This window comes from Nocardiopsis eucommiae, assembly GCF_965344335.1.
Lineage (GTDB): Bacteria > Actinomycetota > Actinomycetes > Streptosporangiales > Streptosporangiaceae > Nocardiopsis > Nocardiopsis eucommiae.
The window spans coordinates 40,904-57,217 of sequence record NZ_CBDRIY010000018.1 but is presented as its reverse complement, the minus strand read 5'-3'; the positions used below and the strand labels follow the sequence as shown (position 1 = coordinate 57,217).

Genomic DNA, 16,314 nt, shown 5'->3' with positions numbered 1-16,314 from the left:
AACAGGAAAATCTAAAGACATTGAAAGTCTGAAGTTTTCATGGTTTCCTGAGTTTACTCAATCCCAAGCTGGGCTTCCTACCTGGCACTTGAGCTCCAGGAGGTGTGCGCTGATGGCGCCCCGATCCCTCAATCTTTCTGCGCTGGTGCTGGCATGTGTGTGCCATCTCGTGTCCGTGGCGTTCCATCGCCGTCGTCCCAGGCAGGCCGCACGCGTGCGAGCCTTCGCCGCGAACCCCCGCCGCACCAGTGTTCGTTCCCGTGGTCCGTTGATCCCCTCGCCCCGAAGGCCGATCGACTCCGCACCCATGCTGGTCCTGGAGGCTGTCCTGTCCGGGCTGCGGCGGTTGGCGGTGGCCACGTGAGCGTGTTCTCCCCAGAGCTGACCACCCGCGAGGCCACAGTCCCTCTGGCCAGCTTCATCAAGCCCTTCCACGCCCACTACTTCTCCCGCACGGTGGGCACGCCGTTCCGTAAGCGCAAGTACGCCTTCGCCGGACTCCCCGCCCTCATGCCCCTGGTCCGCGCGTTCCTGGACACCAGCGCCGCCGAACGCTCCCCCGACTACCGGTTCCTGTTCACGCTGCTCGGCTCGGAATTGGCCAACAACGCCATCGCTCACTCCCTGTCGAGTGAGCACGGACAGACCTACTCACTCACCGTCGACCGGGGCGCGACGGGAATGACGCTGACCTGCCAAGACCAGGGCACCCGGCACCCCATGGCCCCTGGTCCGCTCACCGCCACCGACCTTCCGGTCCTCACCACCGAGACGGGCGCGGGCATGGGGCAGGGGATCGGGTTGGGGTTGGTCAACGCGTTGGCGGACCGGTGGGGCGACAACGGCAACCCGAAGTTCCGCCAGGTCTGGTTCCACCTCTCCTACGACCTCACCCACAACCCGTGGTCGCAGATCAACACCGAAGAGGGCGAGGTGGATTGCTGATGTTGGACATCGGCACCCGGGACCTGCTCGCGACCGCAGAGGACGCGTTGGCCGCCCCCGCTCATCTGACTCCCGCGCAGGTGGACGTGTGGCACAACCACACCCTGCGCAATCGCCTCCCCCTGGTCCTGGAAGCCCTGCGCATCGCCCGCGAGGGGGGCAACGCCGAACAGGCGATGCAGCTCATCGACCAGGCGATCCACGACCATCCCGCACCCACTCGGGTGCCCGGCAACAGGCCCGAATCAGGGCAGGTTCCGAAGCAGAACAACCCGCACACGGAGTCGCTGCCGATCCCCGAACACGTGCTCTGCACCCTGCTCCACAAGCACTGGAACATGACCGTGGAGGGCCAGGTTCCCCACGAGACCTTCGTGGCCCGCCGTCCCCTCGGGTGGACCGGGGATGGTGACCCCTACGAGCGCATCACCGCACCCAACCGCACCGAACTCCTACGGCTGCTCGCCCACCGCCACCTCGGAGTCCACAGGAGCGATCCGGAACCTCCGCCCGCAGCCTGAGCCCCGAAGCCAGTCCATGAAAAAGCTCTGGCGGGTGCAGCAACACCCCCAGAGCAGGCCGACACCCCAACCCCGTTGAAGAGAAAGAGATTGCCGACATGGCTATTGTGCCGCACCCCCCTGCCCTGGACCACACGAACAGCCCGCCCGAGAACGAGTCTCGGTGGGAGTGCCGCGTCTACCCGGGCCAGTTCTCCCAGACCAGCCAGGTACGCACCGACCTCACCTGCGACCTGGAGCGGACGACCCGTCTTCCGGTCGAGGTGCGGGAAGACATGGTGTTGTGCGTGAGCGAGATGTTCGCCAACGCCTGTGAACACTCCCGCTCCGGAGAAGACCCCGAGGGCCGGGTGGTGCGCACCCTGGACCTGCCCCGGCCGGGCACGGTGCGGGTCTCGATCATCGATGACGGCATCCGCACCAACACCTCGGACTCTTCTCCGAGGGTTCCGCGCAGGCGCACAAGGAGGGAATGGGATCAGGCTGAGCGCGGCCGGGGTCTGCTGCTGCTTGGTCACCTGGCCACCCGTTGGGGGTTCCGGCCGGTGTTGGACTTCCCGTTCTGTGCCGGGCTGGGCACCGTGATCTGGGCCGAGTTCACCCACCCCGCCCTGACCACCCTGTCCGCTGGCGGGAACTCTTGTGGGGGTGTGCGATGACCGGGCCTCAGGTCCGGGAGGAGATCCGGTCGATCCTGACCGCTCCCCGAGGCCACCGCTTCCCCCGACCCGGAGAACGCCCGCCGAGGAAGTCCGTCCCTCCGGTCACCGCCTCTCGGATGTCCCCTCCCCGGAGTGTTCCGGCCAAGGTGGACGCACCCCGGCCGGGATCGCCTCGGTCGGAGATGCCCTGGGAGGAGACCTACCAGGCCAGGCGGGAACGGCTGCTGCGCCAGATGGACGGTAACCCCAGGGTGGCGTACATGCTCCAGCACGGACCGGTTCCGCACTGGGTGAAGGTGGCTCGCAAACAGCGCGAACAGAACGCCCGGGAAGCGGCCGCTGCCCGGAGGAAGCCGAATACCGAACTTCCCCGAGGTCGCCACCGGGCGCCGCGCTCTTGGTGGGGGTGGCCCGCCACAGCCATGGGAGCGTCCCTGCTCTACGGTCTGCACGTCCTGGACACCGTCGGCCCGGCTCTGGCCGCCCACAACATCGGCATCCTGACTTAGCCCAACACAAGAAGGACGGGGGCTCGGAGGCAACAACGCCACCGGGCCCCACGATCATGTGTGCTGGGACAGGTCCATGCGCTGTGTGCAGCGTCCGTCGCCGCGGTCGAGGTCCGCGACCAGCTGTCGGTGGGGTGGCCGAACGCCGACCAGTGGTGAAATCGGCACGCTGGGAAGGTTGGTCCTGATGTAGCGTCCCAAGGAGTCCCGGTTCGGCCGGAGCAAGACATCCAACCCACGCAGGTTCGGAAAGCGCTGAGCCCTATGGAGATTGCTGTCCGTATGTTCCCAGTGTCCGTATTTCGAGAAGTTGGAAAAACGGCCACTTGCCGCTGGTAAGTTGCTAGGTCAAAGAGTCTGCTCCCCGCGCACGCGGGGATGGTCCCGAGACGCGCGTGAAGCCGCGCGCCACGAGGTGCTGCTCCCCGCGCACGCGGGGATGGTCCCACGGAGGGGGCGTCGCCCTGGTGGTTGCTGACCTGCTCCCCGCGCACGCGGGGATGGTCCCCAAGTCGCCCGGGCGCTCCTGCCCGCGCGGGACTGCTCCCCGCGCACGCGGGGATGGTCCCTACTCCCAGTCACTCGGACCGAAGGTCCGGGGCTGCTCCCCGCGCACGCGGGGATGGTCCCACCCGGGTGGTCGTCCTCCAGGCGCAGCAGCGCTGCTCCCCGCGCACGCGGGGATGGTCCCTCGCCTGGGTTGACCGGTGACGTGGACCGGTTCTGCTCCCCGCGCACGCGGAGATGGACCCCAGGTGAGCCCTGCCCAGATGCCGTCCGGGTGCTGCTCCCCGCGCACGCGGGGATGGACCCGGGTCAGGGGTTCCGTTGATCTGGGTGGTCATCTGCTTCCCGCGCACGCAGGGATGGACCCGCGGGTGTGGCTTCTTTGTGGCCCTTTTCGACCTGACTCCCCGCGCGTGCGGGGATGACCTGGCCGGTCCTACGGGCTACTCGGGACCGGCTCCGTCACGACCGACCGCGTATCCTCACCCCGTCCGGCGAACTCGCGACGCACAGCGGCTCGACCCCGGAAATCCGCCCCTCCCCAAGGCAAGGTGGACGTCATGAGTGAGAACCCCCCGAACGAGTCATGGTCCGGAACCGAGCTCGCCAGCTACGAGGCCGCGCTGGAGGCGATCCACGGCGCGATGGGCGCCTACAGCGCCCTGATCGCTCACGAAGAGGCCAAGGACGCCCCCGATGAGCGGGTGATCGCTGAGGCAACTGAAGGCCGACGCGCGTGCGTCCGCCGCCGTGAGGCTCTCGATCCCGCGAACGCGACCGACATCGCGCGGGTGCGTGCCGAGTTCAGCGCCCTGTCCGAGACGGTGCGGGCCGCCCGCCGGTGAATCCCGGGCTCGCGGGTGGGACCGGTCCCACCCACGAGCCTCCGTCTGCCTCAGCTGGCGCGGCGGGTGCGTCCTCCCACGGGCATCGGGCGGACCAGGCCCAGGGCGACGACCTCGTTCGCCAACCGCGTGCGCCGGTTCTGCCCCTCCGGGATGCGGAACTTCTGGTAGAGCCGCAGCAGGTGCTGCTTGACCGCCGCCTCGGTCACCACCAGGGCCTCCGCGATGTCGCGGGCGGTGGCCGGAGCCACGAAGGCCTCCTCGGACAGCGCGGGCTGGCACAGGGCGGTGAGCACGTCCAGTTCGCGGCGGGTGAGCTCGGGAGCCGCCCCCCTGCGGAGCTCGATGTCGGGGCTGAGCTGCTCGGCGGGCAACCCGCCGATCCGGCAGCGGGCGCCACCGAAGCTCACGACGTCGCCCTCCTCCAGCACACGGCGCGCGATGGGCCGCCCGTTGACCCGGGTGCCGTTGCGGGACAGGCCCAGATCGACCACGTAGACGTAGGGCCCACGCCGGACCAGCTCGGCGTGGAGCTGGGACACGCTGGGGTCGGTCAGCCTGATGTCGGCTCCCTCACCGCGGCCGACCGTGGTGACCTCGTGGGGGAGGGGTCGGATGTCCCCGGTCTCCTCCAACCGAAGGTAGGGACCGTCCACGGTGACTCCTCCCGGGCTGCTGGGGCGCGGTCGGTGGGGGTGCGGCCTACGGTGGTGGAGAGGCGGCTGTCGGGGGGTGGCCGATCGGTCTACACGTCGCGTGGGCTTCATGGGGGTGGTCCTCGCTCACCGGTGCGCTCGTCTCCACCTGGGTTACCCGGCTGGTACGTGTTCTACGCGCTTACTTCGGAGTTAGGCGGACAAGACGGGGAAATACGGCTCTGTGACCGAACCGGAAGCAGGAAACGGTCACGGGAGACCCGCAAGGGAGACAAGTCCGTTTCCGTGAGCCCTGGGGCTCCGGCCGTGCGGTTCACTAGTATGTACGCGGCCCCTCCGGTAGGACGGCGCCCCTGTTCGCGCGGGGCGTCCCGCGCCGCCAGGAACATGAGCCACACTGGAGTGCCGTTCGGTTTCGGACGGCTCCTCCTCGACGTGTGGCCGGTCTGTGCCAGCCGACCGGGGAGGGGCCGTGGGTACGAGCCGCACGGCGGCCAGGCAATTCGGAAGCGAACGGGTCGGGACGCGGTGGACGACGCTGAGCAGACGCAGGTGGCGCGGTCGGACGGGGGCACCCCGGGCGGCGGGGCGGCGGAGGGCGGCGGCCGCCCGAAGGTGCCGTACTGGCTCTCCCAGGTTCCCTACGCGCTGGTGCTGTCGGCACTGGCGGCGGGGATCGTCGTGGTGGCCGCCGCCTACTTCAAGCGCGGCCCGGCGATCATCGCCGCCGCACTGCTGCTCGCGGCCACCTTCAGGTTGCTGCTGCCCAAGGACTGGATCGGGCTCCTCGCGGTACGCCGGAGATGGGTCGATCTGCTCACGCTGGTGGCGCTCGCGGTCCTGCTGATCGTGTTGGCCTGGGTGGCGCCGCAACTCTCCTCTTAGGCGTCGAATAAGCTTGATGTCGAGATACCGCGACACTGACAAGCTCCGCCTCCCGGTCAGCACGGACACCGGGCGGGATCAGGGATTGCCGCGCGCGCGGACCGGGACCGGCCACGAACCGGCCCCGGCTCTCCGCCGCACGAGGCGGTAGCGAGGACTGAAGGGACAGCCACACAGCCATGGCCAAGATCAAGGTCGAAAACCCCGTAGTCGAGCTCGACGGCGACGAGATGACCCGGATCATCTGGTCCTTCATCAAGGACCGCCTGATCCTGCCGTACCTCGACATCGACCTCAAGTACTACGACCTCGGTATCGAGGAGCGTGACCGCACCGACGACCAGATCACCATCGACGCGGCCCACGCCATCAAGAAGTACGGCGTCGGCGTCAAGTGCGCCACGATCACCCCCGACGAGGCCCGCGTCGAGGAGTTCGGCCTCAAGAAGATGTGGCGGTCGCCCAACGGCACCATCCGCAACATCCTCGGCGGCGTCGTCTTCCGCGAGCCCATCATCTGTGAGAACGTGCCGCGTCTGGTGCCGGGCTGGACCAAGCCCGTCATCATCGGCCGCCACGCCCACGGCGACCAGTACAAGGCCACCGACTTCAAGGTGCCCGGCCCCGGCACGGTCACCATGACCTACACCCCGGCCGACGGCAGCCAGCCGGTCGAGTTCGACGTCGCGAACTTCCCCGAGGAGGGCGGGGTCGCGATGGGCATGTACAACTACCGCAAGTCCATCGAGGACTTCGCGCGGGCGAGCCTCAACTACGGCCTGGACCGGAACTACCCGGTCTACATGTCCACCAAGAACACCATCCTCAAGGCCTACGACGGCATGTTCAAGGACGTGTTCGAGGAGATCTTCGAGACCGAGTTCAAGGACAAGTTCGCCGCCGCGGGCATCACCTACGAGCACCGTCTCATCGACGACATGGTCGCCGCCGCGCTCAAGTGGGAGGGCGGCTACGTCTGGGCCTGCAAGAACTACGACGGTGACGTCCAGTCCGACACCGTCGCGCAGGGCTACGGCTCGCTCGGCCTCATGACCTCGGTCCTGCGCACCGCCGACGGCAGCGCCGTCGAGGCCGAGGCCGCCCACGGCACCGTGACCCGTCACTACCGCCAGCACCAGCAGGGCAAGCCCACCTCGACCAACCCGATCGCCTCCATCTTCGCGTGGACCCGCGGTCTGGAGCACCGGGGCAAGCTGGACAACACCCCGAAGGTCGTCGAGTTCGCGAACACCCTCGAGGACGTCGTCATCAAGACCGTCGAGGGCGGCCAGATGACGAAGGACCTGGCCCTGCTGGTCGGTTCCGAGCAGGAGTGGCTGACCACCGAGCAGTTCCTCGCCGCTCTGGACGAGAACCTGAGCAAGCGCCTCGCCTAGGACAGGGCTCGACGCGGCGGTCCTGAGCCGACCGGCGCGGTGAGACCTTGACCACGCCCGGGCGTCCCCGTGAGGGGGCGTCCGGGCCTCGTCGTCTCCGGGGGTCTCCGGCGCGGGGCGAGAAGCGCGGAACACGGTGTTCGTGGGGGTTCGGGGCGCGCGGGACCCCGAAGTTCCCGGGTGTGTTTCCCGTGTTCGGCCCACATCCGAGCCTGGGAGGTGGAAGGATGACGGGGTCGGAGGGGCTCCTCGGGCGCCGTGTGCGACGTAGGACACGTGAGCGCGATTCGCCCCTTTCGCGAACTTTGACCTATTGTGGAGACACGCCGGTGAGAACCGGCAGGCCAGAGGGGGTTTTCGCCCTCCGGCCACCACGAGCCGACGTGCCGGCCGTGCGCCCGCTGGGGGGTAGGCGCGCACAGTACGGAACGTCACGAAGAAGGGCCCGTCACTCCGGTGACGGGCCCTTCGCTCGTTCCGGGTCAGTCCTCCATGGCCTCCTCGGGGATCGCCTCCCCGGTGCGCATCGCCTCGAACATCTGCTCGGACCGCGCCTCGTCCCAGAGCACCACCGAGCCCACGCCGTCCAGCGTGGGGGTGTCGCCCACCGGAACCGCCGTGGTCTGCGTGCCGCCGCGCATCGCCAGCAGCATGCTCGCCAGGTGACGCAGCTTGTCGCCCTCGTCCACCATGAACGTGTCCGTGCCCGCCAGCACCAGCGGCACCGACTTGAAGGGGTTGAAGAGGGTGGAGGGGGCGCTGGCCTCCTGGATCAGCGCGGAGAAGAACTCGCGCTGGCGCTGGATGCGGTCCAGGTCGGCGCGGGGCGTGGCACGGGTGCGCACGTAGCCCAGCGCGGTGCCGCCGTCCATCTCCTGGCAGCCCGCCGCGATGTCCAGGCCCGCCTTCGGGTCCGCCATCGGCTCCTCGGGGCACAGCTCCACGCCGCCGACCGCGTCGACCAGGTCCACGAAGCCGCCCATGCCGATCTCCACGTAGTGGTCGATCCGCACGCCCGAGGCCTGCTCGAAGCTCTGCACCAGCGGGGCCGGGCCGCCGCAGACCTCCTCGCCGTCCTCGCCGGTCCCGCACACGGAGTCCGCGAAGGCGGTGTTGATCTTGTTGTCCGCGTAGCCGGGGATCGCCATAGGGACGTAGGAGTCACGCGGCACGCTGACGATGGTCGGCTCGCCGTCACGCGGCATGTAGAGCACCATGATCGTGTCCGTGCGGCGCCCCTCGGCGCGGCCGGTGGCCAGGTCGCGGATCTGGTCGTCGTCCAGACCGTCCCGGCTGTCGGACCCGACGATCATGTACGTGGTCCCGGGCTGGCGGTCCGGGCGCCCCTCGTAGTCCTGGAGGGCCTCCACCCGCTGCAACCGGGAGTCGGCCCACAGGTAGAACGCCGCGGGGACCACCAGCAGCAGGACCAGGACCAGGACCGCCGTGTTCCGCGCCGTCCTCTTGCGGCGCTCCCGCGCGCGCCGCTGGTGCCCGCGCCCGTCGTACTCGCGCCCGGCGCTGTGCGTGCGGCGCTTCCGCGGACGGTGCGGGGGGACCTGGTCGGCCGGGGGGAGCCGTCGGGTGTCGCCCACCGCGCGCTGTTCGGACTCACGGGGGCGGTACAGCCTCTCGAACTCGTCCGGCCTCCCGGAGTCGCCCCCGCGCCGGAACACGCCCGCGTCGTCGTGTCCACCGGTCGAGTCCGGCCCTTCCCGGTGCCGTCGGTCAGCCATCGAATCGCCTATCCGCTCCGTGCCATGTGTCGCTCGGGTGTGTCGTACGTCCCTTGTGATCGCTGACAGAGTAGTCCGGTTCGATCCGATGTCGTCCGGCGCCCGTTGGCTCGCGTCCGGAACGCCCACGGGGCAGGGCCTCCGGGTGCCCGAGGTCAGCCCCTCCGCGAGGCCCCGTCCGAGGGCAGCGCCGCACGGACGCGCGGCGGAGGCCACCCCTTCTCCGTGAACGCGTCCCGGACCGCCGACTCCAGGCCCGCCACTCGCTCCTCCGCGACCAGGGCGAACGCGGTCCCCGCCCACCCCGACATGCGGGCCCCCCGGGCCCCGGCCCGCGCGGCGGTCTCCACCGCGAGCTCCACGGCGGGCAGAGGCAGGTCGAACCCGCGCAGGGACAGGTGGGAGGCGGACAGGATCGGCCCGGTCTCCGCCGCGCGGCCCGCGCGCAGCAGCCCCACCGCCGCGTTGAGCCGGTGCACCTCGGTGACGGCGTACTCCACCCGGTGGCGCAGCACGGGGTTCTGGAGCCGACGGAGCGCCCCGGGCAGGTCCTGGACGGAGCGCAGCGGGCCGAGGGCGTCCTGGGCCCGCGCCAGCTCGGCGGCGCGCACCGGTCGCGGGTCCCGCCTCGGCAGCGCCCCGGTCTCCAGCACCACCAGCCGCAGCCCTGCCTCCGCGAGGTCGAACGGCAGCACCGTGGTGCGACCGCTGGTCAGGTTCACCCGCACCGCGTGCCCGGCCCGCGCGTCCAGGGCCACGCCGGTGGGCCGCTCGGCTCCGGTGAGCTCGGCCAGGGCCAGGGCCACCGCCGCCCCGACCGCCGAGGCGTGTCCCAGGGAGGCGTGTTCGGGCAGGTCCGACCCGATCAGTACCCGTATGCCCCGGTCGGCGCCCAGAAGGCCGCTCGCGCGCGCTTCGTCCTCGGCGCGGGCCACCGCTCGGGCCGAGGGGGTCCGGCCGCCCAGCGGGCCGCTGGGGGTCGCCACACGCGTGGAGCCGTCGGCGCTGGTGCCGACGGCGACGGTCACGCCCCAGGGCAGGGCCACGTGGAGGGCGGCCCCGCCACTGGCGGCCGTGTGTTCGCCCATGAGGGCGAGCCGACCGGGCGCGTGCCACAGTCCGGCGGGCTCCGTCCCGAACCGCCGCGCGTACTCCGCCCGCAGGAACCCCTCGTCGTGTCCCTCGGGCCAGTCGCCGACCGGCCCCGAGGTCCGTGCCCCCAACACCGCGCGCACCCGCGCCCCGGTGATCCCCACGTCCCGCCCCCGCTCTCCTCGGTGAACACCGGGTCCAAGTCTGCCCCCACCTCGGTACCGGACGGGCGTGGGGCTTTCCTCCCGAGAGGTCCCCGACGCTAGGGTTGCCGACCCGACGACTCCCAGCCGTCTGCCACCCGACCCCAGCCACAGGAGGAGCCCCGATTGCGGACCCCAGCCACGACCGTCGCCTCTCCCCACATGCCCCGGCCACGGGTGTCTCAGCCACAGTCGGACGGCCGACCCGCCACCTCAGGAACAACCGTGAGTGCTGCCCGTTCACCCTGGACCCACGCGTGAGGGCCGCCCGTTCACCCCGGCCGCTGGGGGGTGCCCGTTCGGCGCCGGAGAGGGTTCTGGAGGTGCCGCAGGTGGGATCGCGAGGAACGAGCCATCACACCGGAGGTGCCGAAGGTTCCTCTGCAAAGGCGCCGGACCCCGGGCGGAAGCGAAGCGGAGGCCCAAGGAAAGTGAGAGCGCCGGAGAGGGTTCTGGAGGTGCCGCAGGTGGGATCGCGAGGAAGGAGCCATCACACCGGAGGTGCCGAAGGTTCCTCTGCAAAGGCGCCGGACTCCGGGCGGAAGCGAAGCGGAGGCCCGAAGAGGACACGCGCGAAGGAGACCGCCCAGCGCTACCAGAACGCGGCGATGGACGGCTACTGGGGCCTGCGGCGCCTGTACCCGTCGATCGACCACCTGGTGCGCGCGTACGAGCGGTACTCGGACCGCAACGGCACCCAGCTGGCGGGGGCGGTCACCTACTTCGCCTTCCTCTCGTTCTTCCCGCTGCTGGCGCTGGCCTTCGCCGTGGTCGGCTTCCTGGCCTCGCAGCAGGTGGAGGTGACCGCCTACCTGGAGCGGGCCCTGGACGACGTCCTGCCGGGGCTGTCCCAGCAGCTGCCGATGGAGGAGATCGCCCGGGCCCGGGTGGGCGCGGGTGTGCTGGGCCTGCTGGGCCTGCTGTACGCGGGGCTGAACTCGGTGTGGTCCCTCCGTGAGGCCCTGCACTCGATCTGGCTGAACAGTCTCCGGCAGGGCCCCAACTACGTGGTGCGCAAGCTGGTGGACCTGCTGGTGATGGTCGCCCTGGGCGCCGCGCTGGTGTTCACGGTGGCCTTCACCGGGTTCATGCAGACGGCCACGGTCTGGATGCTGTCCCTGGTGGGTCTGGACGGGTCGCTGGTGGCCAACCTGTCCCTGCGGGGGTTGGCGCTGGTCATCGCGGTCGCTGTGAACATGTGCCTGTTCGTGCTGATCTTCGCCCTGCTGTCGGGGGTGGGGCGGCCCAGCGCCGTGATGTGGCGTGGAGCCCTGTTGGGCGCGGTGGGGTTCGAGATCCTCAAGAACGTCGCCACGCAGCTGCTGGCGGGGACGCTCGGCAACCCGGTGTACGCGTCCTTCGCCGTGCTGGTCGGCCTGTTGGTGTGGATCAACCTGGTGATGCGCGTGGTCCTGTTCAGCGCGGCCTGGACGGCCACCTGGCTGCCGGTGCCGCCGCCCTACACCGGGTCCTTCCCGCTGCCGGAGGAGAACGGCATGGACTGGACGCGTCCGCGCCCGGTCCTGCGGCCGAGTCCGGAGGCGCTGGCCGAGCGACGAAGCGCGCAGCGGTGGCTCGCCCTCGGGTTGTCGCTGGCCGGCGCGGTGTTCGCGGCGGGTGTCGCGGCGGTGGCGGTACGCATGCGGCGCGGTTGACCACGGAAACGTCAAGGGACCGGAAAGAAGTCCTTTTTTACTGTGGGTTGATTCCGTATGCGCGCGGTGTGAGACGGGTAGTCCTCCTCTGTCCCGGATGACCGGTTCTCCGGGGCCAGCGGTGCGTCGGTCACAAGGGCTGTCCCACACCAGGAGGTCAGATGGGAATCGCATTCAAATCGTCCGAGCGCGCGACACTCGGGGTCGAGTGGGAACTCCAACTCGTCGACCGGAACAGTCGCCATCTGCGACAGGAGGCCGGGCAGCTCCTCGCCGAACTCCCGGACCTCAGCAGTGAGGCCGCGGTGCCCCCGTTGCGGCACGAGTTGATGCAGTCCCAGGTGGAGGTCGTCACGGGGATCTGCGAGACGGTCGAGGAGGCCAAGGGTGACCTCGGTCGCAACGTGGCGCGGATGCGGGAGGTGCTGGAACCCCGTGGTGCCACGCTGACCTGTTCCGGCACGCACCCGATCGACCACTGGCGGGACCAGCAGCTGAGTCCCGGCAAGCGGTACGGGGAGCTGGTCGAGCAGATGCAGTGGCTGGCCCGCAGGATCCTGACCTGCGGCGTCCACGTCCACGTGGGGGTGCGCGGCCAGGAGAAGGCTATTCCCATTGTGAACGCACTTGCGAAGTATCTCCCACATTTTCTTGCTTTGAGTGCTTCTAGCCCGTTTTGGGGTGGTCATGACACGGGCTTGGCCTCCGCACGCTCGATTGTCTTCGGTGCGCTCCCCACCTCGGGGCCCCCGCCGAACCTCGCCGGGTGGCCCGCTTTCGAGGATTACCTCGAAACCCTTCTCAATGCGGGTACCATCGCCTCTATCAAGGAAGTCTGGTGGGACATCCGTCCGCACCCGGATTTCGGCACCATCGAGATCCGGATGTTCGACGGGATTCCCACCTTGCGCGAGGTGGGAATGGCCGCCGCTCTCTCCCAGTGTCTGGTGGAGCTGTTCGATCACCAGCTCGACCGCGGGTACAGCTTGCCCAGCCCGCCGTCCTGGGTGGTGAAGGACAACAAGTGGCGGGCCACCCGCTACGGACTCGACGCTCGTGTCATCACGGACTCACACGGAACCACCGTTCCGATCCGCGACGACCTCTATGAGCTGGTCCGCGAACTGGCGCCGGTCGCCGCCCGCCTGGGCTGCGCGGAGGACCTGGACCTGATCTCCGAGATCCTGGACAAGGGTGCCTCCTACGAGCGCCAACGGGCGGTGGTCGCCGACGGCGGTTCGCTCGAAGACGTCGTGGACCTGCTCTCAGCCGAGTTCGAGGGGGACACCGCCCGCGCGGCATTTGTCGGCGCGCGATAGAAGTAACGAAATGGGGACCCTCGCATGCAGGGACGTGACCTGCCGGAGCAGTTGACGGCTTTTCTGGCGCGCCATGAGCGGGAGCTCACGGGATTCCGCCGGGACCTGCACATGCACCCGGAGCTGGCCTTCGCGGAACACCGCACCACGGGCCGCCTGGCCGAACGCCTGCGCCAGGCGGGACTCGCCCCCCGGACCCTCCCCCAGGGAACCGGACTGATCTGCGACGTCGGAGACGGCCCCGGCCCCATGGTCGCGCTGCGCGCCGACATCGACGCGCTTCCCCTCACCGACGAGAAGGACGTCCCCTACCGCTCCACCGTCCCCGGCGTCGCCCACGCCTGCGGACACGACGTGCACACCACGGTCCTGCTGGCCACGGGCATCTTCCTCGCCCAGCAGGACCGTGCGGGCGCGCTGCCCGGCCGCGTCCGGCTCCTCTTCCAGCCCGCCGAGGAGCTCCCCGGCGGTGCGGTCGAGGTGGTCAGGGCCGGTGGCATGGAGGGCGTGGACCGGGTCTTCGCCCTGCACTGCGACCCCCGCCAGATGGTCGGCAAGGTGGGTCTGCGTACGGGCGGCATCACGGCCGCCTGCGACCAGATCATGGTCCGCCTGTCCGGGCCGGGCGGGCACACCGCACGACCGCACCTGACCTCCGACCTCGTGTACGCGCTCGGCAAGATCGTCACCGAACTCCCCGCCGCACTGTCCCGCCGCGTCGACCCCCGCGCCGGGTTCAGCCTGGTGTGGGGCCGGATCAGCGCGGGCTCGGCGCCCAACGTCATCCCCGACGACGCCGTCGCGGAGGGCACCGTCCGGTGCCTGGACGACGAGGCCTGGCACGCCGCCCCGGACATCCTCAAGGGCCTGGTGGAGTCGGTCGCCTCGGCCTACGGCGCCGACGCCGAGGTCACCTACCGCCGGGGCGTCCCGCCGACCATCAACGAGGCCCGCAGCGTGGAGATCATGCGCGAGGCCACCACCACGGCCCTGGGCGCCGACGCGGTCACGCCGACCCCGCAGAGCCTGGGCGGCGAGGACTTCGCCTGGTACCTGGAGCACGCGCCGGGCGCGCTGGCCCGGCTGGGCACCCACTCCCCGGACTGGAACGGCGACATGCTGGACCTCCACCGGGGCACCTTCGACGCCGACGAACGGGCGATCGGTGTGGGCACCCGCCTGATGGTGACCACGGCGCTCACGTCCCTGTGGGAGGACGCCCCCGAGGGAGTGCGCGTGGACACCGAGGCCCTGGCCTGACCGTCCTCCCGCCCTCCGCCCCTCCGGGCGGTGCCCGGACCTCCGCCAACGGAGCCACCGGGCGGCTTCTGCCGGATCGTCGGTAACTTCGTGTCGCCGTGTCGGGTGCCCTCGCCGCCTGGTGGCATCCTGAATGGATGAACCAGCCACTCACAGTCGAACAGATCCGCCGGGCGCCCAAGGTGCTCCTGCACGACCACCTCGACGGCGGCCTGCGCCCGTCCACGGTGGTGGAGCTCGCGCAGGAGGCGGGCTACCGCGACCTGCCCACCTACGACCCGGCCGAGCTGGGGCGTTGGTTCCGCGACGCGTCGGACTCCGGGTCGCTGGAGCGCTACCTGGAGACCTTCGCGCACACCACGGCGGTCATGCAGAGCCGTGACGCCCTCGTGCGCGTGGCCGCCGAGGCGGCGGAGGACCTGGCCGCCGACGGCGTCGTCTACGCGGAGCAGCGGTACGCCCCCGAGCAGCACCTGGAGGGCGGACTCACCCTGGAGGAGGTCGTGGAGGCCGTCCAGGAGGGGCTCGAACTGGGGGAGAAGCGCGCCGCCGACGCGGGCCGCGGCATCCGCACCGGTCAGCTGGTCACCGCCATGCGCCACGCGGCCCGCTCGTCGGAGATCGCGGAGCTGGCGGTGCGCTACCGCGACGCCGGGGTCAGCGGCTTCGACATCGCGGGCGCGGAGGCGGGCAACCCGCCCACCCGCCACCTGGACGCCTTCGAGTACCTGCGCCGGGAGAACTTCCACTTCACCATCCACGCCGGTGAGGCGTTCGGGCTGCCCTCCATCTGGGAGGCGCTCCAGTGGTGCGGCTGCGACCGGCTCGGCCACGGCGTGCGCATCATCGACGACATCGGCGCGAACGAGAACGGCGTGCCGGTGCTGGGACGCCTCGCGCAGTACGTGCGGGACAAGCGCGTGCCGCTGGAGATGTGCCCCAGCTCCAACGTGCAGACCGGCGCCGCCGAGTCCATCGCGGACCACCCGATCCGCCTCCTGCGGGACCTGCGCTTCCGGGTCACGGTCAACACGGACAACCGCCTCCAGAGCGGGGTGACCCTGTCGGAGGAGTTCGCCAAGCTGAGCGAGGCCTTCGGCTACGACTGGGACGACCTCCAGTGGTTCACGGTCAACGCCATGAAGTCGGCCTTCCTGCCGTTCGACGAGCGGCTGGCACTGATCAACGGCACCATCAAGCCCGGGTTCGCGCAGCTGAAGTGGGCGACGCACTGATGGCCCGATCCGCCGAGGGGGTCACCACGCACTACTCGACCTCGTCCCGGGTGCTGGCGATCGCCTGGATCGTCGTCGCGGTCCTGCTGCTGCTGGACCTGGTGCTGCGCGGACAGGACCGGACGGCCTGGATCGCCGGGGCCGTCCTGGTGTTCAGCGTCGCCGCCGTCTACGCCACGTGGCTGCGCCCCCGGGTGGTGTCCACCGAGCGCGGGATCCGGATGGTCAACCCGCTGCGCGAGACCTTCGTGCCGTGGGCCGCCGTGCAGTGGGTGGACGTGGTGGACGTCCTGCGGGTGCACACCCCGGAGCGGGTCTACCGGTCCTGGCCGCTGCGCGAGACCAAGCGGGCCAGGGTGCGGGAGAACATGCGCCGTGAGTCGGGCTACCTCGACCACGACGACGACCGGGACCCCACCACGATGCGCCCGGTGGACCTGGTCGCCCGCGAGCTCCGCCGTGACGCGGAGAGGTACCGGGCCCGTCCGCTGCGCGGCCCGATCAGGGAGATCGACGAGGAGGGTCCGGCCGCGCTGGGCGCCGAGGACCGCCCGCAGACGATGGTGCCGGTCGAGGTCATCGTCGTCCTGGGCGTGCCGCTGGTGCTGTTCGTGGCCGTGCTGTTCATCGCCTGACCAGGTGTGCGTCCCGGATCCGACCCGGCCCCCCGCATGGAGCGAGGGGCCGGGTCCGTCGTTCGTCGGGGCCGCCCCTGGGCGTGGGACGGTCGCCGCGCGGACGTGCCGGACCCGGGGTTGACGCAACCCCCGAAGTTCTGGTTAGGTTAGGCATGCCTAAGGGAGAACGTTCCGGGTGGGCGGGCTTCGCGCGGATGGCCACTCACCCGGATCCTCCTCCCAGGGCAACGCGCGCGGTTCAACTGAATA

The 16,314-nt window shown here is 70.3% G+C and carries 15 protein-coding genes and 1 CRISPR repeat array; of the genes, 12 read left to right on the top strand and 3 right to left on the bottom strand.

Features of this window, described 5'->3' with window-relative positions:
• The first annotated feature begins 360 nt into the window (after positions 1-360).
• From ACRWK8_RS13715 to ACRWK8_RS13695, 5 genes are all read left to right on the top strand, one after another.
• Positions 361-945: an ATP-binding protein gene (locus ACRWK8_RS13715; protein WP_431870623.1), complete on the top strand. Its 585-nt coding sequence runs from the start codon at positions 361-363 to the stop codon at positions 943-945.
• A complete protein-coding gene (locus ACRWK8_RS13710) occupies positions 945-1,466 on the top strand; it encodes a hypothetical protein (RefSeq protein WP_431870621.1) in 522 nt (173 codons plus the stop codon). The genes ACRWK8_RS13715 and ACRWK8_RS13710 overlap by 1 nt, the downstream gene beginning before the upstream one ends.
• Before the next feature lie 98 nt (positions 1,467-1,564).
• Positions 1,565-2,125, top strand: a complete 561-nt coding sequence (locus ACRWK8_RS13705; RefSeq protein WP_431870619.1) for an ATP-binding protein — start codon at positions 1,565-1,567, stop codon at positions 2,123-2,125.
• Positions 2,126-2,310: 185 nt separating this feature from the next.
• Complete coding sequence (locus ACRWK8_RS13700) at positions 2,311-2,637, top strand: hypothetical protein (protein ID WP_431870617.1); 327 nt, start codon at positions 2,311-2,313, stop codon at positions 2,635-2,637.
• A gap of 357 nt (positions 2,638-2,994) precedes the next feature.
• A CRISPR array of direct repeats spans positions 2,995-3,511; the repeat unit is 29 nt; unit sequence CTGCTCCCCGCGCACGCGGGGATGGTCCC.
• Positions 3,512-3,704: 193 nt separating this feature from the next.
• Positions 3,705-3,989 carry a hypothetical protein gene (locus ACRWK8_RS13695; RefSeq protein WP_431870615.1) on the top strand — a complete coding sequence of 95 codons (285 nt, stop codon included), beginning with the start codon at positions 3,705-3,707 and terminating at the stop codon, positions 3,987-3,989.
• Between the two features lie 50 nt (positions 3,990-4,039).
• On the opposite strand, the gene ACRWK8_RS13690 is transcribed toward ACRWK8_RS13695, so the two are convergent.
• Entirely contained in the window at positions 4,040-4,645 is a 606-nt protein-coding gene (locus ACRWK8_RS13690) for an FHA domain-containing protein (RefSeq protein WP_431870613.1), read from the bottom strand.
• A gap of 528 nt (positions 4,646-5,173) precedes the next feature.
• On the opposite strand from ACRWK8_RS13690, the gene ACRWK8_RS13685 reads away from it, so the two are divergent.
• A complete protein-coding gene (locus ACRWK8_RS13685; RefSeq protein ID WP_431870611.1) occupies positions 5,174-5,530 on the top strand; it encodes a DUF3017 domain-containing protein in 357 nt (118 codons plus the stop codon).
• A gap of 179 nt (positions 5,531-5,709) precedes the next feature.
• The gene (locus tag ACRWK8_RS13680) at positions 5,710-6,927 is read left to right on the top strand and encodes an NADP-dependent isocitrate dehydrogenase (RefSeq protein ID WP_378742246.1); all 1,218 of its coding nucleotides are present in this window, start codon (positions 5,710-5,712) and stop codon (positions 6,925-6,927) included.
• Positions 6,928-7,409: 482 nt separating this feature from the next.
• Here the strand turns inward: ACRWK8_RS13680 and ACRWK8_RS13675 are convergent, their stop codons facing one another.
• The gene (locus ACRWK8_RS13675; protein WP_378742249.1) at positions 7,410-8,663 is read right to left on the bottom strand and encodes an LCP family protein; all 1,254 of its coding nucleotides are present in this window, start codon (positions 8,661-8,663) and stop codon (positions 7,410-7,412) included.
• 155 nt (positions 8,664-8,818) lie between these two features.
• Entirely contained in the window at positions 8,819-9,919 is a 1,101-nt protein-coding gene (locus ACRWK8_RS13670; protein ID WP_431870609.1) for a galactokinase family protein, read from the bottom strand.
• A gap of 647 nt (positions 9,920-10,566) precedes the next feature.
• On the opposite strand from ACRWK8_RS13670, the gene ACRWK8_RS13665 reads away from it, so the two are divergent.
• The 5 genes from ACRWK8_RS13665 (at position 10,567) to ACRWK8_RS13645 (ending at position 16,062) form a co-directional block, all read left to right on the top strand.
• A complete protein-coding gene (locus ACRWK8_RS13665; protein ID WP_378742253.1) occupies positions 10,567-11,613 on the top strand; it encodes a YihY/virulence factor BrkB family protein in 1,047 nt (348 codons plus the stop codon).
• A gap of 161 nt (positions 11,614-11,774) precedes the next feature.
• Complete coding sequence (locus ACRWK8_RS13660; RefSeq protein ID WP_378742255.1) at positions 11,775-12,932, top strand: glutamate--cysteine ligase; 1,158 nt, start codon at positions 11,775-11,777, stop codon at positions 12,930-12,932.
• A gap of 24 nt (positions 12,933-12,956) precedes the next feature.
• Complete coding sequence (locus ACRWK8_RS13655; protein WP_378742257.1) at positions 12,957-14,192, top strand: M20 family metallopeptidase; 1,236 nt, start codon at positions 12,957-12,959, stop codon at positions 14,190-14,192.
• 137 nt (positions 14,193-14,329) lie between these two features.
• The gene (locus ACRWK8_RS13650) at positions 14,330-15,427 is read left to right on the top strand and encodes an adenosine deaminase (RefSeq protein ID WP_378742260.1); all 1,098 of its coding nucleotides are present in this window, start codon (positions 14,330-14,332) and stop codon (positions 15,425-15,427) included.
• The gene (locus ACRWK8_RS13645) at positions 15,412-16,062 is read left to right on the top strand and encodes a PH domain-containing protein (RefSeq protein ID WP_431870606.1); all 651 of its coding nucleotides are present in this window, start codon (positions 15,412-15,414) and stop codon (positions 16,060-16,062) included. Before ACRWK8_RS13650 ends, ACRWK8_RS13645 begins: the two co-directional genes overlap by 16 nt.
• Positions 16,063-16,314: the final 252 nt, after the last annotated feature.

Excerpts from the sequence above, each read along its gene's own strand:
- ACRWK8_RS13710 (WP_431870621.1), top strand. The coding sequence starts at position 945 with ATGTTGGACATCGGCACCCGGGACCTGCTCGCGACCGCAGAGGACGCG.
- ACRWK8_RS13705 (WP_431870619.1), top strand. The coding sequence starts at position 1,565 with ATGGCTATTGTGCCGCACCCCCCTGCCCTGGACCACACGAACAGCCCG.
- ACRWK8_RS13700 (WP_431870617.1), top strand. The coding sequence starts at position 2,311 with ATGCCCTGGGAGGAGACCTACCAGGCCAGGCGGGAACGGCTGCTGCGC.
- ACRWK8_RS13695 (WP_431870615.1), top strand. The coding sequence starts at position 3,705 with ATGAGTGAGAACCCCCCGAACGAGTCATGGTCCGGAACCGAGCTCGCC.
- ACRWK8_RS13680 (WP_378742246.1), top strand. The coding sequence starts at position 5,710 with ATGGCCAAGATCAAGGTCGAAAACCCCGTAGTCGAGCTCGACGGCGAC.
- ACRWK8_RS13675 (WP_378742249.1), bottom strand. The coding sequence starts at position 8,663 with ATGGCTGACCGACGGCACCGGGAAGGGCCGGACTCGACCGGTGGACAC.
- ACRWK8_RS13665 (WP_378742253.1), top strand. The coding sequence starts at position 10,567 with ATGGACGGCTACTGGGGCCTGCGGCGCCTGTACCCGTCGATCGACCAC.
- ACRWK8_RS13660 (WP_378742255.1), top strand. The coding sequence starts at position 11,775 with ATGGGAATCGCATTCAAATCGTCCGAGCGCGCGACACTCGGGGTCGAG.
- ACRWK8_RS13655 (WP_378742257.1), top strand. The coding sequence starts at position 12,957 with ATGCAGGGACGTGACCTGCCGGAGCAGTTGACGGCTTTTCTGGCGCGC.
- ACRWK8_RS13650 (WP_378742260.1), top strand. The coding sequence starts at position 14,330 with ATGAACCAGCCACTCACAGTCGAACAGATCCGCCGGGCGCCCAAGGTG.